Origin of the sequence: Kribbella sp. NPDC051137, from assembly GCF_040682535.1 — a bacterium.
GTDB lineage: Bacteria > Actinomycetota > Actinomycetes > Propionibacteriales > Kribbellaceae > Kribbella > Kribbella karoonensis.
Map to the genome: position 1 here is coordinate 946020 of NZ_JBFBBI010000004.1, position 20746 is coordinate 966765.

A 20746-nucleotide genomic window follows, 5' to 3' on the forward strand; every position below is an offset into this window, starting at 1 on the left:
CTCCGGTGCGGTCGCTGAGCAGGACGACTGTCATCCTGTCGAGCGAGCGCTGAGAAAACGCTGAGAGCCGTCAGTATGTCTTGTAGTAGACCAGTTCGCCCGACTCCCCCGTGTTGCCCAGGTCGCGCTGTGTCAGCTGCGAGGGATGCGGTAGAAGCGCTGGGCCGTGCCTCCGTAGATTTCGTTGCGGTCGGCGGGTGACAGCGCCTCGAGGGTGGCGGCGAGGGTTTGGAAGGTTTGGTCGTAGCCGCCGAAGGCGGTGGAGATGGGCCAGTCGCCGCCGTACATCAGGCGGGTGGGGCCGAAGACCTCCAGCGCGCGGTCGACGTACGCCTGCAGGGGCTCGCCGTACAGGCCGGAGAGCTTGGCGTGGACCAGTGGGTTCTGGGCGGCGGTTTCGATCTGCGTCCACCACGGTTCGCGCTCGCCGAGCGGGGGTTTGGCGAGGTGGTCGATGACGATGCGCAGGTCCGGGTGACGTTCGGACAGCGTCGGGACGTGCTCCAGGTGGCGCGGGAGTACGGCGACGTAGTCGAACGTGACGTCCGCCTGCTCGAGCACGCTGAGCCCCTCGTCGACCTCAGGGCGGAGGATCCAGTCGGGGTCCGGGAGGTCGTGGATCAGGTTCCGGATGCCGACCACGCGCGGGTCCTTGCGCAGCTCCGCGAGTCGTTCCGCGGCCCGCTCCGGCTTGTCCAGCGGTACGTACGCGACGATTGCCGCCACTTCCGGCGCGGTCTGCTCGAGCATCAGGTCGGTGTCGCGATCGTCGTCGTCGGACTGCACCAGCACCGTCGCGTCCACGCCGTTCCGCACCAGCTGCGGGCGCAGCTCGTCGAACGTGAATGTACGGTTCCACTCCGGCGTCTGCGGACCCAGCCAGCGGTACGGCGAACGCTCCAGGTCCCACACGTGCTGATGCGCGTCGATGATCATTCGGCACCTCGCTTGTCGACCAGGTAGAGATGGGTGAGGACGAGCACGGTTTCGCCCCGCTGGTTCGTGACGCTGACCAACTCGTGCACGTAGCCGTGCGTCGGCCGCTTGTGCTCCGACTTCTCGGTGATCTCGGCGGTGACCGTGATCGTGTCGCCGATGAACACCGGCTTGATGAACCGGATCCTGTCATAGCCGTACGACATCGACCGCGGGTTGATGTCTCCGGCCGTCATCCCGACCGCGATCGACAGGATCAGCGTCCCGTGCGCGATCCGTTGCCCGGCCGGCTGGGTCGCCATCCACTCGGCGTCCATGTGGTGCGGGAAGAAGTCCCCGGTCTGCCCGGCGTGCAGCACGATGTCGGCCTCGGTGATCGTCCGCCCGACGGTCGTCCGGCTCTCGCCGATCGCGTAGTCCTCGTACCAGCGCTCCGCTACCTTCATCGCTCCCCCAGCAGACGCTCGGCCTGCTCGCCGGCCCGCTTCACCAGCTCGGCGTCGGTCAGCTCGCCGCGCAGCGTCGCGGTGACCCACGGCGACACGACGTCCTGGAACTCCATGTAGCCCGCGGTCCGCGGCCGCACCCACGCGTTCTCCAGCGTCTGCCGGGTGCCGCGGAAGAAGTCCCACGAGTCCTCGTTCAGCCGGTCGTCGTCCCACGAGGACGCGTACCCGGGCTGCCCGCCGGCGTCGTAGTACACCCCGGACTGCACGGCCGGCGACGCCAGCCAGATCGCGTACGCGCGGGCCGCGTCGACCTCCGGCGAGTACGCCGACACCGCGATCCCCGCGCCGCCCAGCTGCGAACCCACCACGCCCGGGATGTCGACGTACTTCAGCCGATGCGGACGGAACCCGCGCCGCGAGTAGTTCGTGTACCCATAGGCCAACGGCACGTACGCCCATCGGTCGTGCCCCGCCACGGCCTCGGCCACCTCGATCGGATTCGCCGCCAGGCACCAGTCCGGCACCCGCTCCGCGAGCCGGTGCATCAGCTCCAGTACGGCCGCCGCATCGTCGTCGGCCAGGAAGCGCCCGGGCTCGGCCGCGACCGGCGTACCGCGGTTGGCAGCCAGCGTGCACAAGGTCGAATACGCGTCGATGGGCTTCGCCGGCCACACCACCCGCCCCGCGTCGGCCAGCTCGAGTACGGCGTCCCAATCGCTGGGCGGCTCCGCCAGCAGATCCGGCCGGTGTACGGCGACCTGCGCCGCCGAGTCCGTGGCCAGCCCGTACTGGTGCCCGGCGTGCGCGTACGACGTATGACTGTTGCCCACGGCATCGTCCGCCAGCGCCGCCAGCGCCACGTCGTGACCGGCCCCGTCCAGCGGCGCAAGGTGCTCCGCCGCCAGCGGAACATGCGGATGATCGATCACCAGCAGGTCGTACCGCGCGGCGAGCCCGTCGATCGGTTCGTCCGCGAACGCCTGCAGCGACCGGAACTCCCACTGCACGTCCACCCCGGTCAGTCGCCCGTACTCACGAGCCGCCGCCACCTGGCAGTCGTACCCGCGCGGGTGCTCCCAGGTCATGCCCCGCAACACAGTCATGCGATCTCCTCCAGCGGCTCGTGTTCGCCCAGCCGGGGCGCCGGCCGCGGGTTGGTCAGCCGCGACCCGTCGATCCGGATCGGGCTGCGGGTGGTGATCAGGTCGACGTCGTCGCGCTTGAGCTGCTGCGTCATCGCGATCGCCCGGAACCCGTCGTGGTCCACCAGTTCGTCCAGCGTCAGCACCGGCGCGCACCAGACGTCCTCGGCATCCAGTACGGCGAGCCACTCGTCCCGCGTCCGGGTCCGCAGCCGTTCGGACAGCAGGTCCTCGATCTCCTCCTGCCGGTCCCACCAGGACTGCGGGTCGGTCATCGCCGCGACCTCGGGCAGGTCGAGCAGCCGGCCGATCACCGGCACCGGGTTCATCGCGATCGCCAGGTAGCCGTCGCTGGTCGGATAGATCCCGTACGGCGCCGGCAGGAACGCGTGCGCGGAGCGGATCCCCTTCCGCCGTACCTCGATCGACGGGTCGTTCAGCCGGGTCGTCAGCAGCTCGAACTCGAGGTCGAGCAGCGCTTCGAGCAGGCTTGTCTGCGCGTGACCGCCGCGCCCGGTGCGGAACCGGCGTACCAGCAGGGCCGTGATGCCCTGCGCGAGATGGCAGCTGGCCAGGTGGTCCGCGACCGCCAGGCCGACCGGGACCGGCGGGTCGTCGCGGGAGCCGTTCAGCCACGGCAGGCCCGCGATCGACTGCGCGAGCAGGTCCTGCCCGGGACGGTCCTTGAACGGCCCGGTGTCGCCGTACCCACTGACGCTGCCGTACACGATGCCCGGGTTGATCCGCCGTACCGTCTCGTAGTCGAGGCCGAGGCGTTCCATCACGCCGGGGCGGAAGTTCGACACCACCACGTCGGCCTGGGCGACCAGCGCGCGCACCCGGGCCAGGTCGGCCGGGTCCTTCAGGTTCGCGACCAGGCTCTCCTTGTTGCGGTTCATGGCGTGGAACGACATGCTGTCGTCGCCGACCAGCTTGCCCGCGAAGGCCAACTGCCGGCCGGCGTCGCCGCTGCCGGGACGCTCGATCTTGATCACCCGGGCGCCCAGATCGGCCAGCCGCAGCGCGGCCACCGGCCCGGCCAGGAACTGGCTGAAGTCGAGCACGGTGAGCCCGGCCAGGGGAAGTTCCGTCACCACTCGGTCGGTCCTTTCGAAGTCTCCAAGTCGTACGCCGGCGGCTCGCCGCCCTTCGCGGCCGAGGTGTACGCCGCCTCGACGACCGCCATGGTCCGGAAGACGTCCTCCACCGAGGTCGGCAGCGACGGGATCGAGCCCTCGAGGTACCGCTGGACGACGCTCATCGACCCGATGAACGCGTCCGGGAACCACGACCCCTCGAACGGCACCGGCCGCCAGCCGTCCGCGAGCCGGTCGTCGGTGACGAGCTCCAGCCGGTCCTCACCCCCGCGCGGGTAGTCCAGCAGCAGCCCGAGCTGCACCCGGACCGCGCCCTTGGTGCCCTCCCACTTGATGTAGCTCTCCTCGTACCGCTCACCGAAGTGGTGGTCGTGGTTCGTCGACACCACCACCCGCACCGGCCGGTCGCCGTACGTCAGCGCGATGTCCGACCGGCTGTTCGCGTGCGACTTCTCCGGGTGCTTGACGGTGACCGCCGAGACGCCGGTCGGATCACCGAGGAACGAGCGGATCAGGTCCAGGTAGTGGACGCTGTGCATGTTGATCTCGAGCCGGTCGAGCTCCAGCACGTACGGGAACATCTCCCACGGTGTCCGGACCGAAACCCGGATCTCGAAGTCGTAGAGCTCGCCGATGGTGCCGTCGGCAATCAGTTGCCGGGCGACGGCGACGTACGGCGCGAACCGGAGCTGCGTGTTGACCGCCGCGACGAGACCCTTGCGGCGGCACACCTCGCGGGTCCGGACGCCCTCGGAGAGCACGTTGCCCAGCGGCTTCTGCAGCAGTACCGCGGCGCCGTCGGGCAGTTGCTCGAGTACGTCGACGTGCGCCTCGGGCGGCAGGGCGATGTCGTACACGACGTCGCGCGGGGCGGCCGCGACGGCGCGGGCGACCTCGTCGTACACCCGCGGGATGCCGTACTCGTCCGCCAGCTGCTGCGCGCGGTCCCGCCGGAGGTCGGTGATGCTCGCGATCTCGAAGCCGGCCTTCCGGTAGGCCGGCAGGTGGGCGTCGCGGACGATACCGCCGGCGCCGACGACCGCGATCGGCCGCGGCTGCGCCGGCAGCGCGAGCGTGTACCCGGGATGCGGGGTGAACTCGTCGGTCATCAGCCTTTCACCGCTCCTACGGTCTCGCCACGGATCAGGAAGCGCTGCGCGCCGAGGAACACCGCGAGCAACGGCAGCATCGAGATGAACGTCGCCAGCGCGAGCTGCGGCATGTACAGCTTCACGTCCAGGCCGGCCGCGACGGTCGGGTTGAACAGCGGGCTCGCGCCGATCAGCTGCTGCAGGCCGATCGAGACGGTCTGGTTGTTCTGGTTCGACGACAGCAGCGCGAGCGGCAGGAAGAAGTTCGTCCAGTTCGCGACGAACGCGAAGAACGCGACCAGTACGACGACCTGCTTGGAGATCCGCAGCCCGATCCACCAGAACACCGACACCTCGCCGAGCCCGTCCAGGCGGGCGGCCTCGACCAGTTCCTTCGGCATCGTGGTCAGGTAGTGGATGTACGACAGGTACACGCCGAACGGGAAGAAGCCCATGATCAGCGCGACCGGCCACAGCTGCCCGACCGCGCCGACCGCGTTCACCTCGAGGAACAGCGGGATGACCAGCACGGTGTTCGGCATCACCATCGTGACCAGCGTGATCAGCAGCAGCGCGCGCCGGGCCCGGAACCGCAGGCGCGCCATCGCGTAGCCCGCCGGGAGCGCGGCGACCACCGCGAGGATCGCGCCACCGGCCGCGACGATCAGCGAGTTCGTCAGCCAGCGTGAGAACAGCCCGCCTTGCGGCCCGAAGCCGTTCACCTGTGACCAGCTGTACCTGACGTTGCTCCAGGAGATGTCCCCGAGGCCGAGGAACCCGCCGTCGCCGGCGTCGACGCCGTTGTTCGACCGGAACGCCATCGCGACGAAGCCGGCGATCGGCAGCAGGAAGATCGCCGCCACGAACAGCATCGTCACCACCCGGGCCAGCCGGCCGACGCTCCAGTTCTCGATCCGGGTCATCAGCTGTCCTCCTTGCCGAACAGCCCGCTGCGGAAGACGATCAGCAGCCCGATGCCGAGCGTGATCACCAGCAGGATCAGCGACATCGCCGCCGCGGCCGGGAAGTTGTAGTTGCTGAAAGCAAACGCATAGCCGAGCTGGGTGGGCGTCCACTGGTCCGGCAGCGCGTTGCTCGCGACCTGGTCGAGCAGCTGCGGCTCGAGGAACAGCTGGAACCCGTAGGCCAGGTTCATCAACGCGGCGTACCCGATCCAGGGACGGATGATCGGCAGCTTCACGTGCCACGCGACCTGCCAGGCCCCGGCACCGTCCAGCGCCGCCGCCTCCAGGGTGTCGTCGGGGATGCCGTTCAGGCCGCCGTTCACCACGACGATCCAGGAGCCGACGCCCTGGAAGAACATCATCGCGGTCAGCACGAACGGCAGGTTGCCCGGCGACGCGACCGCCTGCTTGATCGTTTCCACGCCGACCGCGTGCCAGAAGCCCTCGATCGGCGACTGGCCCGGGTTCAGCAGGTACACCCACAGCACGAAGTTCGCGATCCCGGCGAGCGCGCCGGGGATGTAGTACACGAACCGCATCGCCGAGCCGAACCGGCCGGGGCTGGCGTGGATCAGCAGCGCCAGTCCGACGATGCCGATCATCATGATCGGCAGCCAGATCACCAGCGTCGCGAACACGTTCTGGAACGTGTCGAGGAAGCGGTAGTCGGTGAACACGGTCCTGAAGCTCGCCACCCCGCCGAACCCGGTACTCGGGTCCAGCGGCGTCGGCGGCTTCTCCAGGGCGGTCTTGAGCGCGTACCCCACCGGGATGACCCCGCCGACGAGCAGCAGGACGACGTACGGCGAGAGCAGGATCCAGGCGCCCCTGGCCTCACTTGACCTGGCAGCCCTCACTTGACCGTGTAGCCCATCGCCTTGGCCTGCTTGAGAAGTTCGTCGTTGAAACCGCTCCAGACCTGGTCGACGGTCTTTCCGGAGGCCAGGCCGGCGGCGACCGTCTCGGTCCACACGCTGCCGGTGTTGTAGAGCATGTACGCGTGGTCCGGCTGGACGTAGGCGTTCGCACCCTTCATCGCCGCGAACGTCTCGGTGTTGTCGGCGAAGTACTTCGTCTTCGCCTGCTTCGCCACCCAGGCGTCCTGGACCGGACCGTACGCCGGGAGACCGGTCGACAGCTCGACCTGCCACTTCGGGTCGGTGGCGACGAACTTCGCGAACGTCAGCGTGTTCTCGAGCTCCTTGCCGGTGATGTGCCGGGAGACACCCCACAGGCCGCCGCCCTCGTCACCGGTGGCGGGCTTGTCCTCGCCCTTCCAGGCCAGCGGCGCGACCGCGGTCATCTGGCCGGCCGGGATCTTCCAGGACTGCCGGAACAGGTAGTCGCCCCACCAGGCGGCGCCCGGGCTCATCACCATGTCCTTGCCGACCTTCGCGGCGTCCGCGTCGAAGATGCCGAGCGCCGAGATCGCCTTCGCCTGCACGAGTTTCGCGAGCAGCTCCTTGGCCCGGACACACTTCGGGTCGGTGAGGTCGATGTGCACCTCCGTCTCGGACTGGCGCGCGTTAGTCGGGCAGCCCGACGCCCACAGGTACCGGTCGGGGGCGTACGCGTCACCGGTAAAGCCGGCGAACTTGCCCGGGTGTTCCTTCGCGATCCGAACCGCCAGGTCGGCGTACTCCTCCCAGGTCTTCGGGACCTGGTAGCCGTACTGGGCGAAGAAGGCCTTGTTGTACCAGAACACGTCCGGCGCCGCGTCGTTGCGCAGGCAACGGATCTTGCCGTCGATCTTGCACGGCGCGATCACCGACTCCTCGTAGCCCTTGATCACGTCCGGGACCTGGTCGGTCAGATCGGCGGTGTAGTTGACCTGCGCGCCGGACGCCCACGCGATGTCGTCGTTCGACGGGAAGAAGATCGCGTCCGGCCAGCCCTTGCCGGCCTGGTTGAACTGCGCGAACTGCTGCTGCAGCGACTTGCCGCCGACCGTGCCGTCGATCTGGTTGATCGTGACCTTGATCTCCGGATGCGCCTGCTGGAAGGCCTTCGCGGCCGGGACGCGCGGCGGATCCACCCAGACGGTGATCGCGCCGCCCGAGTCGGTCTGCTTCACATCCGCGCCGGCTCCCCCACCCGACGAACCGCAGGCGGTCAGCAGCGCGGCCGCGGACACCAGGGCCGCCAGCGCACGCACTGTCCCGAGACGAACTGACTTCATGACGGACTCCATCTGCTCAAACGTTAGAGCAGGAACGCTAGACCGCAGGTCCCGCATTGGTCAATCGTTTGCGCAGGGACTTTTGATCAACCGCCGCAGAACCTACGGCTCTGGTCAGCCGCGGGGGTGCGGCGGTGCGGTGGACTCGCGCACGACCAGCTCCGGCGGCGGGTCGGTGACGACCTCGTCCGAGGTCTCGCCGGTCTCGATGCGGCGGATCACGCTGCGGACGGCCGTCCGGCCGACGGCGTAGAACTGCATCTGCACAGCGGTCAACGGAGGCCAGGTGTTCTCGGCGGTCCACGAGTCGTGCACCGTGACGACGGACAGGTCCTCCGGGACCTTGATCCCGAGCTTGCGTGCCTCGCCGAGCAGGCCGACGGCGGCGTTGACGTTCGCCACCACGACGCCGGTCGGTCTCGGGGTGAGCGCCATCAGCCGGCGCAGCGCCGTACGGCCGTTGTCGACCGTGTAGCCGGCACGGGTCTCGTACTGCTTGGGAACTTTGATTCCCGCGCCGTCCAGGGCGAGCTTGTAGCCGGCGTGCCGGCGTTTCGCGGTGAACGACCGCGGCAGGCCGTTGGCGAACGCGATCCGTTCGTGTCCGAGTTCCAGCAGATGGCCGGTCGCGATCTGTGCGCCGCGCTGGTCGTCGAGCACCACGGAGCCGGAGTGCCCCGGGGCCGAGGAGTTGACGAGCACGATCGGCGCCTGGGTGGTGAGCAGGTCGTCCAGCCCGGCGGGCGGTACGCCGTCGCCGACCTGCAAGGCCATCCCGTCGACGCGGCCCTCGCCGATCAGGCGGGCGATCACCTCGCCGCCCGGGCGGACGTCGTCCGAGCGGCCCAGCAGGACCGTGTACCCGTGCTCGGTCGCCTCGTCCTCGGCGCCGTGCATCAGCTCGGTGAACAGCGCGTTGGTGATGTCCGGTACGACGAGGCCGACGACCTGCGTCCGGGCGGACTTCAGCGCCCGGCCGGCGAAGTTCGGGCGGTAGTGCAGCTCGCTCGCCGCGTCCACGATCCGCTGCCGGGTGGCCGCGCTGACCCGCGAGTCCGGTGCGCCGCTGAGCACCCGTGACACCGCCGAGATCGAGACACCGGCCCGCGCCGCGACATCACCCAAGGTCGCCATGCGACCCACCCTACTGACCGACCTTGCCCTGGGCACCCAACCGCGGCGCAGCGCGCCGACTGCGCAGTATCTCGCCGTCGATGCGGATCGGACTCCGGGTGGTCCGCAGCTCGAGCCCGTCCCGCTCGACAGTCTGCGTCATCTCGACGGCCGCGAACTCCGCAGAGGCGAGCAGTTCGTCGAGCGTCATCAGCGGCGCACAGTCGACTCCCCTGTCTCTCAGCACCTCCACCCAGTACGCCGTGGTCTCCGACGCGCAACTCTCGTCCAGCTCGTCGACCGTCGCCAGATAGCCGTCGGACGTCCGGTACAGGTATCCGTTGGGCGGCTCTTCCAGTCCTGGGTTGAGGTGGGCGGTGAGGCGGGTCGACTGGAGGTCGAGCATGGATTCGAGCAGGCTGGACTCGATCAGCCCGCCGCGGCCGGTGCGGAACTTCCGGACCAGCAGCGCCGTGACCCCTTCGGCGAGGTGACAGCTCAGCAGGTGGTCGGCGAGCGAGAGTCCGACCGTCGTCGGGCGTCCGGTGCCGTGCGCCCAGGTCAACCCGGAGATCGACTGCGCGAGCAGGTCCTGGCCCGGGCGGGTCGCCCACGGGCCGGCGGCGCCGTACCCGGACGCGGCGGCGTACACGAGCCCCGGGTTCAACGCCCGTACGGCGTCGTAGTCGAGCCCCAGGCGTTCCATCACGCCGGGCCGGAAGTTGTGGATCAGGACGTCGGCCCGCGCCACCAGCCGCCGTACCGCCTCCAGGTCCCCGGGATCCTTCAGGTCCGCGACGACCGCCTCCTTGTTCCGGTTCATCGCGTGGAACGACATCGTGTCCTCGTCGGCCCAGCGACCGGCGAACGCCAGCGTCCGCCCGATCTCCCCACCCACCGGCCGCTCGACCTTCACCACTCGCGCCCCGAGATCCGCCAGCCGCAACGCCGCCACCGGCCCAGCCAGGAACTGGCTGAAATCCAGCACCAGCACCCCGTCCAACGGCAGTTCCACCGCTCCCCCTCAGCTTGCTCAATCGTTTGCGCAACGATAAGCGACCGACGCCCCCCGAGCAACCACGGACTGTCGGTCCGGCCCGGTAGGGTCCTCCGCGTGGATGTTGGGGAGCGGATTCAGGAGTTGGCGACGCGGATCGTCGAGTTGCGCGATGCGTACTACCGCGGCACGCCGGTGGTGGCGGACGCGGAGTACGACGCGGTCGAGGACGAGCTGCGGGGGCTGATCGAGAGCCATCCGGAGCTGACGCCGGAGCCGAACCCACTGGACCAGGTGGGGGCGCCGACGGTGCTGCACGCGCCGGTGCGGCACTCGCGGCCGATGTTGTCGCTGGAGAAGGCGACGAAGCCCGAGCAGGTCGAGGCGTTCTTCGCGCGGTTCCCGGGGCAGTCGGTGGTGGTGATGCCGAAGCTCGACGGGCTGTCACTCGCGCTCGTGTACGAGAACGGGCAGCTCGCCCGTGCGGTGACCCGCGGCGACGGGACCACCGGTGACGACGTGACGCCGCTGGTGCGCGCGCTCGCGGACGGTGTCCCGGACCGGCTCGACGTACCGGACCGGATCGAGGTGCGCGGCGAGGCGGTCATGCTGCGGTCGACCTTCGCCGCGTACAACGCCGCCCATCCGGACAAGCCGCTGATCAACCCGCGGAACGCGGCCGCCGGCACGCTCCGGGCGAAGGACGCGGCCACGGTCGCCGAGCGGCGGCTGCAGTTCCTCGCGTTCGACCTGCTCACCGAGCGGGATAGCACCGACGCCGACCTCGAGCGGGCGCTGCGGACGATGGGCTTCACGGTCGCGGACATGCGGCACTGCGCGGACGCGGCCGCGGCGCAGCAGGCGATCACTGCGATCGAGCAGCAGCGCAACGAGCTCGACTACGACCTCGACGGCGCCGTGCTGCGGCTCGCCGACCGGGACGCGTACGCCGCCGCCGGCACCCGGTCCAGCTCGCCCCGCGGCGCGCTGGCGTACAAGTTCGCCGCCGAGGAGAAGACCACGCTGCTGCTCGACGTGGTCTGGGACGTCGGAAAGATCGGCAAGGTCGCACCGGTCGCCTGGCTCGAGCCGGTCTTCGTCGGCGGTACGACGGTGACCCGCGCGACGCTCGCCAACCAGGAGGTGATCCGCGCCCGCGACATCAAGATCGGCGACACCGTGCTGGTCCGCCGGGCCGGTGACGTGATCCCGTTCGTGGCCGGCGTACTCGACGCCTCGAAACGCACCGGCGCGGAGCGCGACATCGAGCCGCCGGCCGTCTGCCCGTCCTGCGAGCAGCCCCTGATCGAGCAGGGCAACAGCCGCGAGTTGTTCTGCACCAACGTCTCCTGCCCGGCCCAGACCGTGCGGCGGCTGATCCACTGGGCGTCCCGCGCCGCCGCGGACATCGACGCGATCGGCGGGGTCTGGATCGAGCGGCTGTCGGACGCCGGCATCCTCGAGCACCCGTCGGACTTCTACCGGCTGACCGCGGAGCGCCTGCTCGAGTTCGACCGGATCGGCGAGGTGTCGGCGGCCCGGATGATCGAGTCGATCGACGGCAGCCGCCAGGTCGGCCTGCGCCGCGCACTGATCGGCCTGGCGATCCCGATGGCCTCGGAGGGTACGGCGGCCCGCCTGTGCCGGGCCGGGTTCGGCTCGCTGGAGGAGGTCGCGGACGCGGGCGTCGACGGGCTGGTCGCGGTCGAGGACATCGGCCCGAAGGTCGCCGCCTCGCTGATCGAGCACCTGACCCGGCTGCGCCCCGAGCTCGAACGGCTGCGCGCCGCCGGCGTCTCCCTCGACGTCCGCGAGGAGGACCTGCCGCCGGTCGTCGCCGCCGGCGCACCGCTGGCCGGGAAGACCGTCGTCGTCACCGGCTCGATCAGCGACCCGCGCTCCGGCGAGAAGGTCGCCCGCCCGGCGTTCCAGCGCCTCTGCGAGAAGGCCGGCGCCGCGATCGCGTCGTCGGTCTCGGCGAGCACCGACCTGTTGATCACCGGCGCGGACGTCGGCGCCGCCAAGCTCTCCAAGGCGGAGAAGCTCGGCGTCACCGTCGTCGACCAGTCCGAGATCTGGCAACAGCTCCAGGAGGCCGACCTGCTTCCCCGTTGACACCCTCAGCAACCGTCCGCTGACAGAGAGCTTGCAGGCGGCAACCTTCCGCCGGAAGTCCCTCGTGTCGGCGGGCGGTCTGCGCGTAGGCTCGGGGGCGTACGTGACGCGTGCCCGAGGGGGGACCGATCGTGAGCCAGTCCGCGACCCAGCCGAACCTTCCGGAGTATCCCGACAACATCGACGCGGCCGTGTTGAAGATCGCCGGCGTCGTCGTGCTCGGGGCGATCATGTCGATCCTCGACATCACGGTCGTCAACGTCGCACTGCCGACGTTCCAGGACGAGTTCGGCACTCCGCAGAACCCGGTGGCGTACTCGACGGTCGCGTGGACCGTCACGGCGTACACGCTGGCGCTCGCGACCGTCATCCCGCTGACCGGGTGGGCGGCCGACCGGTTCGGCACCAAACGGCTGTACATGACCGCGATCTTCCTGTTCACCGCAGGCTCCGCGCTCTGTGCGACCGCGTCCAGCATCGACATGCTGATCGGCTTCCGGGTGCTGCAAGGGCTCGGCGGCGGCATGCTGATGCCGCTCGGGATGACGATCATGACCCGCGCCGCCGGTCCGCACCGGATGGGCCGGCTGATGGCGATCCTCGGCGTACCGATGCTGCTCGGTCCGATCATGGGCCCGATCCTCGGCGGCTGGCTGATCCAGGTGGCGAGCTGGCACTGGATCTTCCTGATCAACGTTCCGCTCGGCCTGATCGCGCTGGTCTATGCCTGGTTCGCGCTCGCGAAGGACCACCCGGAGCGGGCCGAGTCGTTCGACTTCCTCGGTGTCGTGCTGATGTCGCCCGGACTCGCGCTGTTCCTGTTCGGCGTCTCGTCGCTGCCGGCGAAGAACGGCGACTTCGGCGCACCGCGGGTGTGGGTATCGATGCTGGCCGGGGTCGTGCTGATGGTGGCGTTCGTCTTCCACTCGTTCCGGCCGGAGCATCCGCTGCTCGACCTGCGGCTGTTCCGGAACCGCAACCTCACGGTCTCGATCGTGACGATGTTCCTGTTCGGCGCCGCGTTCTTCGGCGGCCTGCTGCTGGTCCCGACGTATTACCAGCAGATCCGCGGCGAGTCCACGCTGCACGCCGGCCTGCTGGTCGCACCGCAGGGCCTCGGCGCGATGATCACGATGCCGATCGCCGGCCGGCTGGTGGACAAACTGCCGATCGGGCGGATCGTCCCGTTCGGGATCGCGTTGATCGTGGTCGGCATGTTCGGGCTCACCCAGCTCACCTCCACCACGCCGTACGGCGTGATCATCGCGATGCTGGTGGTGATGGGGCTCGGGATGGGCGGGACGATGATGCCGCTGTTCACCTCGGCGCTCCGGACACTGGCCGGGCCGCAGGTCGCCCGCGGGTCGACGTTGCTGAACATCACCCAGCAGATCGCGTCGTCCTGCGGTGTCGCGACCATGTCCGTGATCCTCACCAACCACCTCAACAACTCACCGGTCATCCCCGGCACGCAGAACATCCCCGGCCTGAACGGCGGCCTCCGCGAGACCCAGGCCGCGATCCTCACCAACACCCGACCGGAGAACGTCGCGCAACTGCACCTGGATCCCGCCGCAGTCGGACGTGGACTGGTCGACGCGGCGTCGTCGTTCGCGCACACGTACTGGGTCGCGTGGGCGCTCGTCCTGCTCACGCTGATCCCCGCCGTGATGCTCCCCCGCAAACGCGAGCGCAAGCCCGCCCCCGACGAAGCAGTCGTGGACTAGACGGTCAGAGTCACCACCCAGCGGTGCGGTGAGATCGGCCGCGTGCGGGTGAAGCCGTGGCGCTCGAACGCCGCCATCGGACCGGTGTGCAGGAACGACCCCGACACCTTGCGGTCGTCGGTCTCCTCGGGATACCCCTCGACGACCCCGCCGCCGTTCCGCGCGATCTCCGCGAGCGCCCCGCCCAGCGCCGCCTCCGCGACACCGCGGCCGCGCAGTCCTTTGCCGGTGAAGAAGCACGTGATCCGCCAGTCGGGCAGCGCGATCAACTCCTTCTCGTACAGCCGCCGGCTCTTGATCAGCGGCACCTCGTCCGGCGCACCGAACTGACACCAGCCGAGGCACCGGTCGCCCTCGAACACCAACGCGTTGTGGGTACGCCGTTCGCGGACGAGCTGCTCCTTGTCCGCCCGGTTCTGCTCGGCCGACCGGTCCTTGCCGAGCTTGACGTGGAACCCCATGCACCAGCAGCCGCCCCAGACCCCGTTGTTCGCCTCTACCAGTTCGGCGAAGGCGGGCCAGGTCTCCTCGGTCAGCATCCGCACCGCATAGCCGTCGCTCATGCGTCAGACCGTAGCGCCCGCCCCGGACAATCCGCCTTGCATGCAAGCTTGTATGCTTGCCGGCCGTGACCGAGATTGCCGCCGCCGAGCGCGCGTACCTGGCGTTGAAGGAAGGCATCCTCACCGGCGAGGTCCGCGGTGGGGAACTGCTGAGCGAGGTCGAGGTCGGCACCCCGCTCGGCATCAGCCGCACGCCGGTCCACGAGGCGTTCCTGCGCCTGCAGGCCGAGGGCCTCCTCCGGCTGGTCCCCCGCCGCGGCGCAGTCGTCGTTCCGGTCGGCCCGGGCGAGGCCACCGACGTCCTCGAGGTACGCCGCGCCCTGGAGAGTGCCGCCGTCCGACGGCTTGCCGGGTCGGACCGCTCCGCATTGCGTGACACGCTCGTACGGCTGCTCGACGCACAGCAGGCGCTGGCGGGTGCGGGCGACGTACCCGGGTTCGTCGTGGCGGACGAGCAGTTCCACAGCGCGATCGTGCAGGCGAGCGGGAACGCGTTGTCGATCCGGTTCTACGCGACGCTCGCGGATCGGCAGCGACGGATGGCGCTGAACTCGATCGGTACCCGGACCGAGCATCTGACCACGCTGGTCGCCGAGCACCGCAACCTGGCCGATCTCGTCGACACCGGCGACGCGGACGGCTTCGACCAGGCGCTCGCGGCACACCTGAGCGCGACCCATTCGGCGCTGCTCGGCGGCGCCCTGTGACCGCGACGACCCTCGACCAGGCTCCGGCCCGCGAGCTGAGCCGAGCCTGGCGGCCGGTCGGTCTCGCGATGCTCGTGATCGGGTGGGGCGGCAACCAGTTCACGCCGTTGCTGATGGTGTACCGCGCGCACGGCGGGTTCTCCCAACTCGACGTCGACGTCTTCCTCGGCGCGTACGTCGTCGGCCTGGTCCCCGGCCTGCTGATCGCTTCGAGACTCTCCGACCGGTACGGCCGCCGCCCGTTGATGCTGATCGGACTCGCCGCGTCTTTCCTCGGCAGCGCACTGCTTGCCCTGGGCGACATCGCCGGCTATCCCGCGCTCTTCGCCGGTCGCGCGCTGTCCGGGATCGCGGTCGGCATCGCGATGGCCGTCGGCACGGCGTGGGTCACCGAGTTGTCCGTCCCGGGCGCCGGCGCACGTCGTTCGGCGATCCTGCTGACCACCGGTTTCGCGGCCGGACCCGCATCGGCGGGGCTCCTCGCGCAGTGGACCGCCCCCGCGCTTGTCTGGCCGTACGTGGTCCATCTCGCGCTGTGCCTGCCCGCGATCTGGCTCGTCGTCACCGGATCGGTCGAGACCCGGCGCGAGCACACGCGGCGTGTCCGGCTCCGGGTCCATCGCCGTTTCCTGCACGTCGTACTGCCGATGGCGCCGTGGATCTTCGGATCGGCCGGTGTCGCGTACGCGATCATCCCGCAGGTCGTCGACGCTTCTCTCGGACGCTGGGCCCTGCTGTTCACGGCCGCGCTGACCGTCGCCACCCTCGTCACCGGCGTCCTCGTGCAGCCGATCGCTCGCCGCCTCGACGACCTGTCCACGGCCCGCGCGGTCGTCGTCTCGATGGGCCTGATGACGCTGGGGATGGCACTCGCGGCGTTGACCGCCGTCGTACGTCGTCCCTGGCTCGCGGTACCGGTCGCGCTGGTGCTCGGTGCGGCGTACGGCATCGCAGTCGTCTCGGGACTGCTCGAGGTGCAGCGGATGGCGAGTCCGGAAGAGCTCAGCGGGCTGACTGGTGTGTACTACGCGCTCGCGTACGTCGGCTTCCTGCTCCCCGCCGTGCTGGCGTTCCTCGGCCACTGGTTCGCGTTGCCCGCGATGCTGACCGGCGTCGCACTGACCTGTCTCGCCTGCACGCTCGTGTGTTCCACAGGCTGGTCACGCAAAGCTTCCTGACAGGCCCGGTCGGGGCCCGGGAGCGGGTCCCGACCGGGCGCACGCGGGCTACAGGGTGTGCTTCAGGACGATGGTCACCTGGGTGGTGCCTCGCGGGACCTTGATCGTGCCGGCGGACTGATCGATCGTCGAGCTGACCGAGACGTTCGCGATGTTGTTGCGCAGGCCCGGCAGCTCGATGCTGGCCGCCGGTGCTTTGCCGGTGAACCGGATCGTGACCGTCTTGCCGGCCACCGACAACTGGTAGCCGAGCCGGCCGCCGCTCACCGGGTAGTTCTGCAGCCCGATCTTCTCGCCGTTGCCGCGCAGCCACTCGTCCGGTACGCCGCGGCCGACGATCACGGACCCGTCCGACTTCTCCGCGATCAGCGAGTCGAACAGCACCTTGGTCGCCGTCGACTGGCCCCACATGTGCTGGTTCGAACCGCCGCCGCCGGCCGCGTGGTCGATGTCCCACGGCGAGGTCGCACTCGGGTAGTCGACGCCCTCCCACCAGCCGAACGGCCCGCCCTGGCTCTTGTCGATCATGAACTGGTACGCCTTGATCCCCAGGTCGCGGTACTGCTCACCGCGCAGCGCCGCGCTTCCGTACCCGGCGTTGTACGCGCTCGAGAAGTACCCGTGCGGGTACCCGCCGAAGTTGTAGATCGTGTCCGAGATGTCCTTCCGCCGGTCGAACCCGTGCGTGTACGTGTCGTCGATCTTGGTGAACATCGTCCCGGTCTGCTCGGCGCCGAACAGGTACCCGTCCCACGCCCACCGGCCGAACAGGAACATCGACGCCCAGTTCGCGTCCCGCGGATCCTTCCGCGGGCCGGTCTCGTTCGGCTCGACCATCGAGATCGGGAGGTAGTCGAGGTTGTACTGCGCCATCGTCTGGTTGATCCGGTCCGTTGCCACGCGCAACAGGTCGTCGTACTGCGCCTTCGCCCACGCCGCCTCGCCGGTCTCCCCCAGGGCGGTGGCGAGATAGCGGTACGTCGTGAGGCCGGTCAGCGCCGCCCAGTTGTCGATCGTCCAGTAGCCGTGCGAGTCGATCGCGTTGGTGGCCTTGATGATGCCCTTGCCGTCGTCGATCCGGTCGGTCTCGATCGTGTGCGTGTTCTTCTTGATCGTCTCGAAGCGCTCGCGGATGAAGTCCTTGTCGCCGGTGCGCTGCAGGTAGAGGGCGTACGGCCAGGAGTACTTCCACTTCGCGTCGTCGTACTGCAGCTGCGCCGGCAGCGACGTCAGGTAGTCCTTCGCATAGGTGAAGTCGCCGACCGTGAGCAACGTCGACACGATGCCGATCGTGTCGTGGTCGAACATCTCGTCGTACCCGTTCTCGCCGACGTGCAGCTCCTTGGTGCCGTTGATGTCGTCGCGGATGATCAGCGTGTAGATGTAACCCGCCTTGTAGGCGTTGATCAGCCGCTTGTCCGGGAGGTTCGTGAGGTTCGCGATCTTGGACAGGCGGTCGTTCCAGTACTGCCGCATGTGCTGGTAGTGCTGGTCGAACCCTCCGAGCTGGGTCAGCTGGCCGGTGGTCGGCCACTCGTACGTCCCGTCGAACCGGTCCGCGGCCACCGCGTAGTCCCGGACGACCGTCTGCCCGGCGGTGATCGTCGACGGCGCGGAGTTGAGCGGGGTCAACAGGTTCGAGACCCGCGGGAGTTTCGTCTCCTGCTGGGTCGTGTTGGTGACCGTCATCCGCGAGTACGCGATCTCGAAGCGGTTGCCGCTGACAACGGCCAGGTCGGCGAAGTTCTCGACCTTGATCCGCAGGCCGTCCTTCGCGTACTCGCTGACGAACGCCGGCAGGTAGCCCTCGGCGTTCGACCACTTGATCTTGCCCGGGATGTTCGGTACGCCGAACGTGATCATCGCGTCGCCCCGGCTCCGCAGCCGGTAGCTGCCGTCGATGAAGGCGATCGGCGCGTTCAGGTCACCCTCCCACCCGAACGACGAGGTCAGCCCCGGGTTCGTGACGTAGGTGTACTGCGCGTTCGCCGCTGACGACAGAGCCTCGTCGTACGCCGCCTTGACCAGCAGGTACGCGAGCCGCAGATCGTCCCGCGACGCCGAGCTGTTGCCGAGCGTGGCACGAGCGGCCGCGATCTCGTTGTCCAGTTGGGTTTGCGCCGACTCGCTCGCGGCGTACACGTCGGCCGTCGCGGCCTCGTCCAGGACGTTCTGCGTCAGCTGCCGGTAGCCTGCCGCGGAGGTGTCGGCCAGCGCCACGCCGGCGAGCGTCACGTTGCCGGAGGCATGCGTTTTGCGGGTCACCTGCGCGCTGATCCGGGCCGAGTCACCGGCCGCGAGGTTCAGCTCGAACGACTTGGTCACCGACGGATCCGAACTCACCAGGTCCGTGTTCACCGACACCGGATCCGCCGCACCGTTCAGGTACACCGAGATCGTCGCCGCGGCCCGCCAGACGCCCGTCACGAACCGCAGCGTCCGCGGCTCAGCAGCAGCCGGCACCGTGAGGTCGTACCCGTACGGGTCGGTCAGATCCACGCCGGTGCTGGCACCGTCGGCGAAGAAGATCCCGCCTTGATGCGTGCCTGCCTGCGACGCGGTCGGCGTACCGTTCGTCCACGAGTAGCTGACCGCGTTGTCGTTCTGCGCGCCGATCGTGCCACCGGTCTGGCGGTTCGTGATCCCGAGCTGCGACTGCCCGACGCGCCGGTTGATCGTCGCTCCGTCGAGGTGCATCCAGTCCGACGTACCTTCCGCGGTCAGGTTCATCGAGACCGGCGCCGCAGTGGCGGAGAAGGTGGAGATTGTCGACAATCCTGCTGCAGACAATGAGAGGTTCCCGGCCGCCTGGAGCTTGCTCGCGTACCGGCCGGTGACGACGACGCCCTCCCCCGGACGGATCGTCACCGTGAACCGCTTCACGGCCGCCGTACCGCCCGCGGTGATCGGCGTCGTGTAGCTGCCGTTGCTGGAGGCAACCGTCACGGAGCCGGTGGCCTGCCAGATCCCACCCACGAACACCAGGCGTCGTGGCGAGTCGGCGGCCGGCACGGTGATCCGGTACCCGGCGTCGTGCGCGGTCGCGTCGCCGACGGTGGTGGTGTCGTAGTTGAAGACGCCACCCGTCGTGACGCCGGTCGCCCCGGGCCAGCCGAAGGCGACCGGGCTGTCGTCGAGCGTCGTCCGGCCGCCGGCGGGGTTGAGGTCGTCGACCGCGAGCGTTTGTCCGCCGGCTTTCCGGTCGATCGAGGCACCGGTCACGTGCACCCAGTCGAGGTCGCCGTACGACGGGAGGTCCATCGCGCCGGCCACTCCGCGGCCGCTGGGGAGATTCTCGACGTTGACCACGAACGGGTCGGCGGGCGGCGTGGCGGCTGGTGCGGATGATGTGTTGATCAGTGCGGTCACCACGAGAGCCCCGGCGGTGAGCGCCGAGAGCAGTCTGGTTCGGTGCCTCATCTTGTGTCCCTTCGGCCTGGCAGGCTGGAGTCGCGGACGATCAGTTCGGGTTCGAGCAGGACATGTTGCGGTGTCCGGGGGTCGCCGGCCATCAGGTTGTCGACGGTGTGGATCAGCTGCCGCCCGACCTCGTCGATCGGCTGCCGGAGCGTGGTCAGCCCCGGGCTCACCAGCGCGGCGGTCGGCGAGTCGTCGTACCCGGTGATCGCGACGTCGGCGCCGGGGCGCAGGCCTCGTTCGTGCAGGGCCCGCATGACGCCGAGCGCGAGGGTGTCCGACGCGCAGACGAGGGCGGTCGCGGGACGGGCAGCGTCGAGCATCCGGTGCGCGGCCTGACGGCCGTTCTCGAGCGAGTCGACGACGGCTGCCTGCAGGTCGGTGTCCAGACTGCGTTCCCGGCAGGCGTCCAGCCAGCCGGCGCGGCGGTCCTCGCCGAGCTCGGACTCGGCAGGCCAGCCGATGTACCCGATCTGGGTGTGCCCCTGGGCGGCGACGTGCGCGGTCGCGGCGCGGGTACCGGCGCGGCCGTCCACGTCGACCCAGGCCATCTCCTCGTCGCCGTCCCAGGACCTGCCGAACGCGGCGAACGGCACACCCCAGGAGCGCAGTGCCGCCACCCGGTCGTCGTTGCGGTGCGTCTCGGCGAGGATGAACGCGTCGATCGAGGTCTTCTTCAGCAGGTCGCGGTACGCCTTGATCTCGCCGGCCTGCCCGCCCTCGGCGTGACACAGGATCAGGTGGTACCCGGCGTCGACGGCGGACGCGTTCAGGACGTACAGGAAATCGTCCATCAGCATCGATGCCTTGTCAGGGCGGGCGGGGCGCATCTTGAACGCGATCAGCGACGAGCTCCGGTTCCGGAGCGCGCGGGCGGACAGGTTCGGCTCGTACCCGAGTTCCTCGACCGCGGCCAGGATCCGCTTCCGCGTCTCCGGCGCGACCCTGTCCGGGTTGTTCAGCGCGTTCGACACCGACTGCGCCGACACCCCCGCACGCTGCGCCACCTGGACGAGCGTGACATGGCCGTGCGGGGCCGGCCCGCGGCTGGTTGGCTGCATCGGCGTACT

At 69.5% G+C, this 20746-nt stretch carries 17 protein-coding genes; 4 read left to right on the top strand and 13 right to left on the bottom strand.

Annotation, left to right across the window (positions count from 1 at the left end):
- Nucleotides 1-132 precede the first annotated feature (132 nt).
- The 10 genes from AB0M51_RS25645 to AB0M51_RS25690 all read right to left on the bottom strand — a co-directional run bounded on the left by AB0M51_RS25645 (nucleotide 133) and on the right by AB0M51_RS25690 (nucleotide 9987).
- Entirely contained in the window at nucleotides 133-936 is an 804-nt protein-coding gene (locus AB0M51_RS25645; RefSeq protein ID WP_363750746.1) for an amidohydrolase family protein, read from the bottom strand.
- Nucleotides 933-1382: a MaoC/PaaZ C-terminal domain-containing protein gene (locus AB0M51_RS25650; protein WP_344194633.1), complete on the bottom strand. Its 450-nt coding sequence runs from the start codon at nucleotides 1380-1382 to the stop codon at nucleotides 933-935. The genes AB0M51_RS25645 and AB0M51_RS25650 overlap by 4 nt, the downstream gene beginning before the upstream one ends.
- Nucleotides 1379-2488, bottom strand: a complete 1110-nt coding sequence (locus tag AB0M51_RS25655; protein ID WP_344194631.1) for an extracellular solute-binding protein — start codon at nucleotides 2486-2488, stop codon at nucleotides 1379-1381. Before AB0M51_RS25655 ends, AB0M51_RS25650 begins: the two co-directional genes overlap by 4 nt.
- Complete coding sequence (locus AB0M51_RS25660; RefSeq protein ID WP_344194629.1) at nucleotides 2485-3621, bottom strand: CaiB/BaiF CoA-transferase family protein; 1137 nt, start codon at nucleotides 3619-3621, stop codon at nucleotides 2485-2487. The genes AB0M51_RS25655 and AB0M51_RS25660 overlap by 4 nt, the downstream gene beginning before the upstream one ends.
- Nucleotides 3618-4733: a Gfo/Idh/MocA family oxidoreductase gene (locus AB0M51_RS25665; RefSeq protein WP_344194627.1), complete on the bottom strand. Its 1116-nt coding sequence runs from the start codon at nucleotides 4731-4733 to the stop codon at nucleotides 3618-3620. The genes AB0M51_RS25660 and AB0M51_RS25665 overlap by 4 nt, the downstream gene beginning before the upstream one ends.
- A complete protein-coding gene (locus AB0M51_RS25670) occupies nucleotides 4733-5638 on the bottom strand; it encodes a carbohydrate ABC transporter permease (RefSeq protein WP_344194625.1) in 906 nt (301 codons plus the stop codon). Before AB0M51_RS25670 ends, AB0M51_RS25665 begins: the two co-directional genes overlap by 1 nt.
- A complete protein-coding gene (locus tag AB0M51_RS25675; RefSeq protein WP_344194623.1) occupies nucleotides 5638-6537 on the bottom strand; it encodes a sugar ABC transporter permease in 900 nt (299 codons plus the stop codon). The genes AB0M51_RS25670 and AB0M51_RS25675 overlap by 1 nt, the downstream gene beginning before the upstream one ends.
- Entirely contained in the window at nucleotides 6534-7859 is a 1326-nt protein-coding gene (locus AB0M51_RS25680; protein ID WP_344194621.1) for an extracellular solute-binding protein, read from the bottom strand. The genes AB0M51_RS25675 and AB0M51_RS25680 overlap by 4 nt, the downstream gene beginning before the upstream one ends.
- Before the next feature lie 114 nt (nucleotides 7860-7973).
- Nucleotides 7974-8993 carry a LacI family DNA-binding transcriptional regulator gene (locus AB0M51_RS25685; RefSeq protein ID WP_344194619.1) on the bottom strand — a complete coding sequence of 340 codons (1020 nt, stop codon included), beginning with the start codon at nucleotides 8991-8993 and terminating at the stop codon, nucleotides 7974-7976.
- A 10-nt stretch (nucleotides 8994-9003) separates the two neighbouring features.
- On the bottom strand, nucleotides 9004-9987 hold the full coding sequence (locus AB0M51_RS25690; protein ID WP_344194617.1) for a CoA transferase: 984 nt from the start codon (nucleotides 9985-9987) through the stop codon (nucleotides 9004-9006).
- A 99-nt stretch (nucleotides 9988-10086) separates the two neighbouring features.
- On the opposite strand from AB0M51_RS25690, the gene ligA reads away from it, so the two are divergent.
- Entirely contained in the window at nucleotides 10087-12084 is a 1998-nt protein-coding gene (ligA, locus tag AB0M51_RS25695; RefSeq protein WP_344194615.1) for an NAD-dependent DNA ligase LigA, read from the top strand.
- Nucleotides 12085-12215: 131 nt separating this feature from the next.
- On the top strand, nucleotides 12216-13811 hold the full coding sequence (locus AB0M51_RS25700; RefSeq protein ID WP_344194613.1) for a DHA2 family efflux MFS transporter permease subunit: 1596 nt from the start codon (nucleotides 12216-12218) through the stop codon (nucleotides 13809-13811).
- On the opposite strand, the gene AB0M51_RS25705 is transcribed toward AB0M51_RS25700, so the two are convergent.
- Nucleotides 13808-14374 (bottom strand): GNAT family N-acetyltransferase, encoded by a 567-nt coding sequence (locus AB0M51_RS25705; RefSeq protein WP_344194611.1) that lies wholly within the window; start codon nucleotides 14372-14374, stop codon nucleotides 13808-13810. The genes AB0M51_RS25700 and AB0M51_RS25705 overlap by 4 nt on opposite strands.
- Before the next feature lie 65 nt (nucleotides 14375-14439).
- On the opposite strand from AB0M51_RS25705, the gene AB0M51_RS25710 reads away from it, so the two are divergent.
- The gene (locus tag AB0M51_RS25710; RefSeq protein ID WP_344194609.1) at nucleotides 14440-15081 is read left to right on the top strand and encodes a GntR family transcriptional regulator; all 642 of its coding nucleotides are present in this window, start codon (nucleotides 14440-14442) and stop codon (nucleotides 15079-15081) included.
- Nucleotides 15078-16259, top strand: a complete 1182-nt coding sequence (locus AB0M51_RS25715) for an MFS transporter (RefSeq protein WP_344194607.1) — start codon at nucleotides 15078-15080, stop codon at nucleotides 16257-16259. The genes AB0M51_RS25710 and AB0M51_RS25715 overlap by 4 nt, the downstream gene beginning before the upstream one ends.
- A gap of 48 nt (nucleotides 16260-16307) precedes the next feature.
- Here the strand turns inward: AB0M51_RS25715 and AB0M51_RS25720 are convergent, their stop codons facing one another.
- Both AB0M51_RS25720 and AB0M51_RS25725 read right to left on the bottom strand, forming a co-directional pair.
- Nucleotides 16308-19679: a sugar-binding protein gene (locus AB0M51_RS25720; RefSeq protein WP_344194605.1), complete on the bottom strand. Its 3372-nt coding sequence runs from the start codon at nucleotides 19677-19679 to the stop codon at nucleotides 16308-16310.
- Nucleotides 19676-20737, bottom strand: coding sequence for a LacI family DNA-binding transcriptional regulator (locus tag AB0M51_RS25725; RefSeq protein WP_344194603.1), 1062 nt, complete (start codon nucleotides 20735-20737; stop codon nucleotides 19676-19678). The genes AB0M51_RS25720 and AB0M51_RS25725 overlap by 4 nt, the downstream gene beginning before the upstream one ends.
- Between the last annotated feature and the right edge of the window lie 9 nt (nucleotides 20738-20746).

What these genes read in the sequence shown, in the direction of transcription:
- AB0M51_RS25685 (WP_344194619.1), bottom strand. Translation starts at nt 8,993, where the DNA reads ATGGCGACCTTGGGTGATGTCGCGGCGCGGGCCGGTGTCTCGATCTCG.
- AB0M51_RS25720 (WP_344194605.1), bottom strand. Translation starts at nt 19,679, where the DNA reads ATGAGGCACCGAACCAGACTGCTCTCGGCGCTCACCGCCGGGGCTCTC.
- AB0M51_RS25655 (WP_344194631.1), bottom strand. Translation starts at nt 2,488, where the DNA reads ATGACTGTGTTGCGGGGCATGACCTGGGAGCACCCGCGCGGGTACGAC.
- AB0M51_RS25725 (WP_344194603.1), bottom strand. Translation starts at nt 20,737, where the DNA reads ATGCAGCCAACCAGCCGCGGGCCGGCCCCGCACGGCCATGTCACGCTC.
- AB0M51_RS25665 (WP_344194627.1), bottom strand. Translation starts at nt 4,733, where the DNA reads ATGACCGACGAGTTCACCCCGCATCCCGGGTACACGCTCGCGCTGCCG.
- AB0M51_RS25670 (WP_344194625.1), bottom strand. Translation starts at nt 5,638, where the DNA reads ATGACCCGGATCGAGAACTGGAGCGTCGGCCGGCTGGCCCGGGTGGTG.
- AB0M51_RS25645 (WP_363750746.1), bottom strand. Translation starts at nt 936, where the DNA reads ATGATCATCGACGCGCATCAGCACGTGTGGGACCTGGAGCGTTCGCCG.
- AB0M51_RS25680 (WP_344194621.1), bottom strand. Translation starts at nt 7,859, where the DNA reads ATGAAGTCAGTTCGTCTCGGGACAGTGCGTGCGCTGGCGGCCCTGGTG.
- AB0M51_RS25650 (WP_344194633.1), bottom strand. Translation starts at nt 1,382, where the DNA reads ATGAAGGTAGCGGAGCGCTGGTACGAGGACTACGCGATCGGCGAGAGC.
- AB0M51_RS25705 (WP_344194611.1), bottom strand. Translation starts at nt 14,374, where the DNA reads ATGAGCGACGGCTATGCGGTGCGGATGCTGACCGAGGAGACCTGGCCC.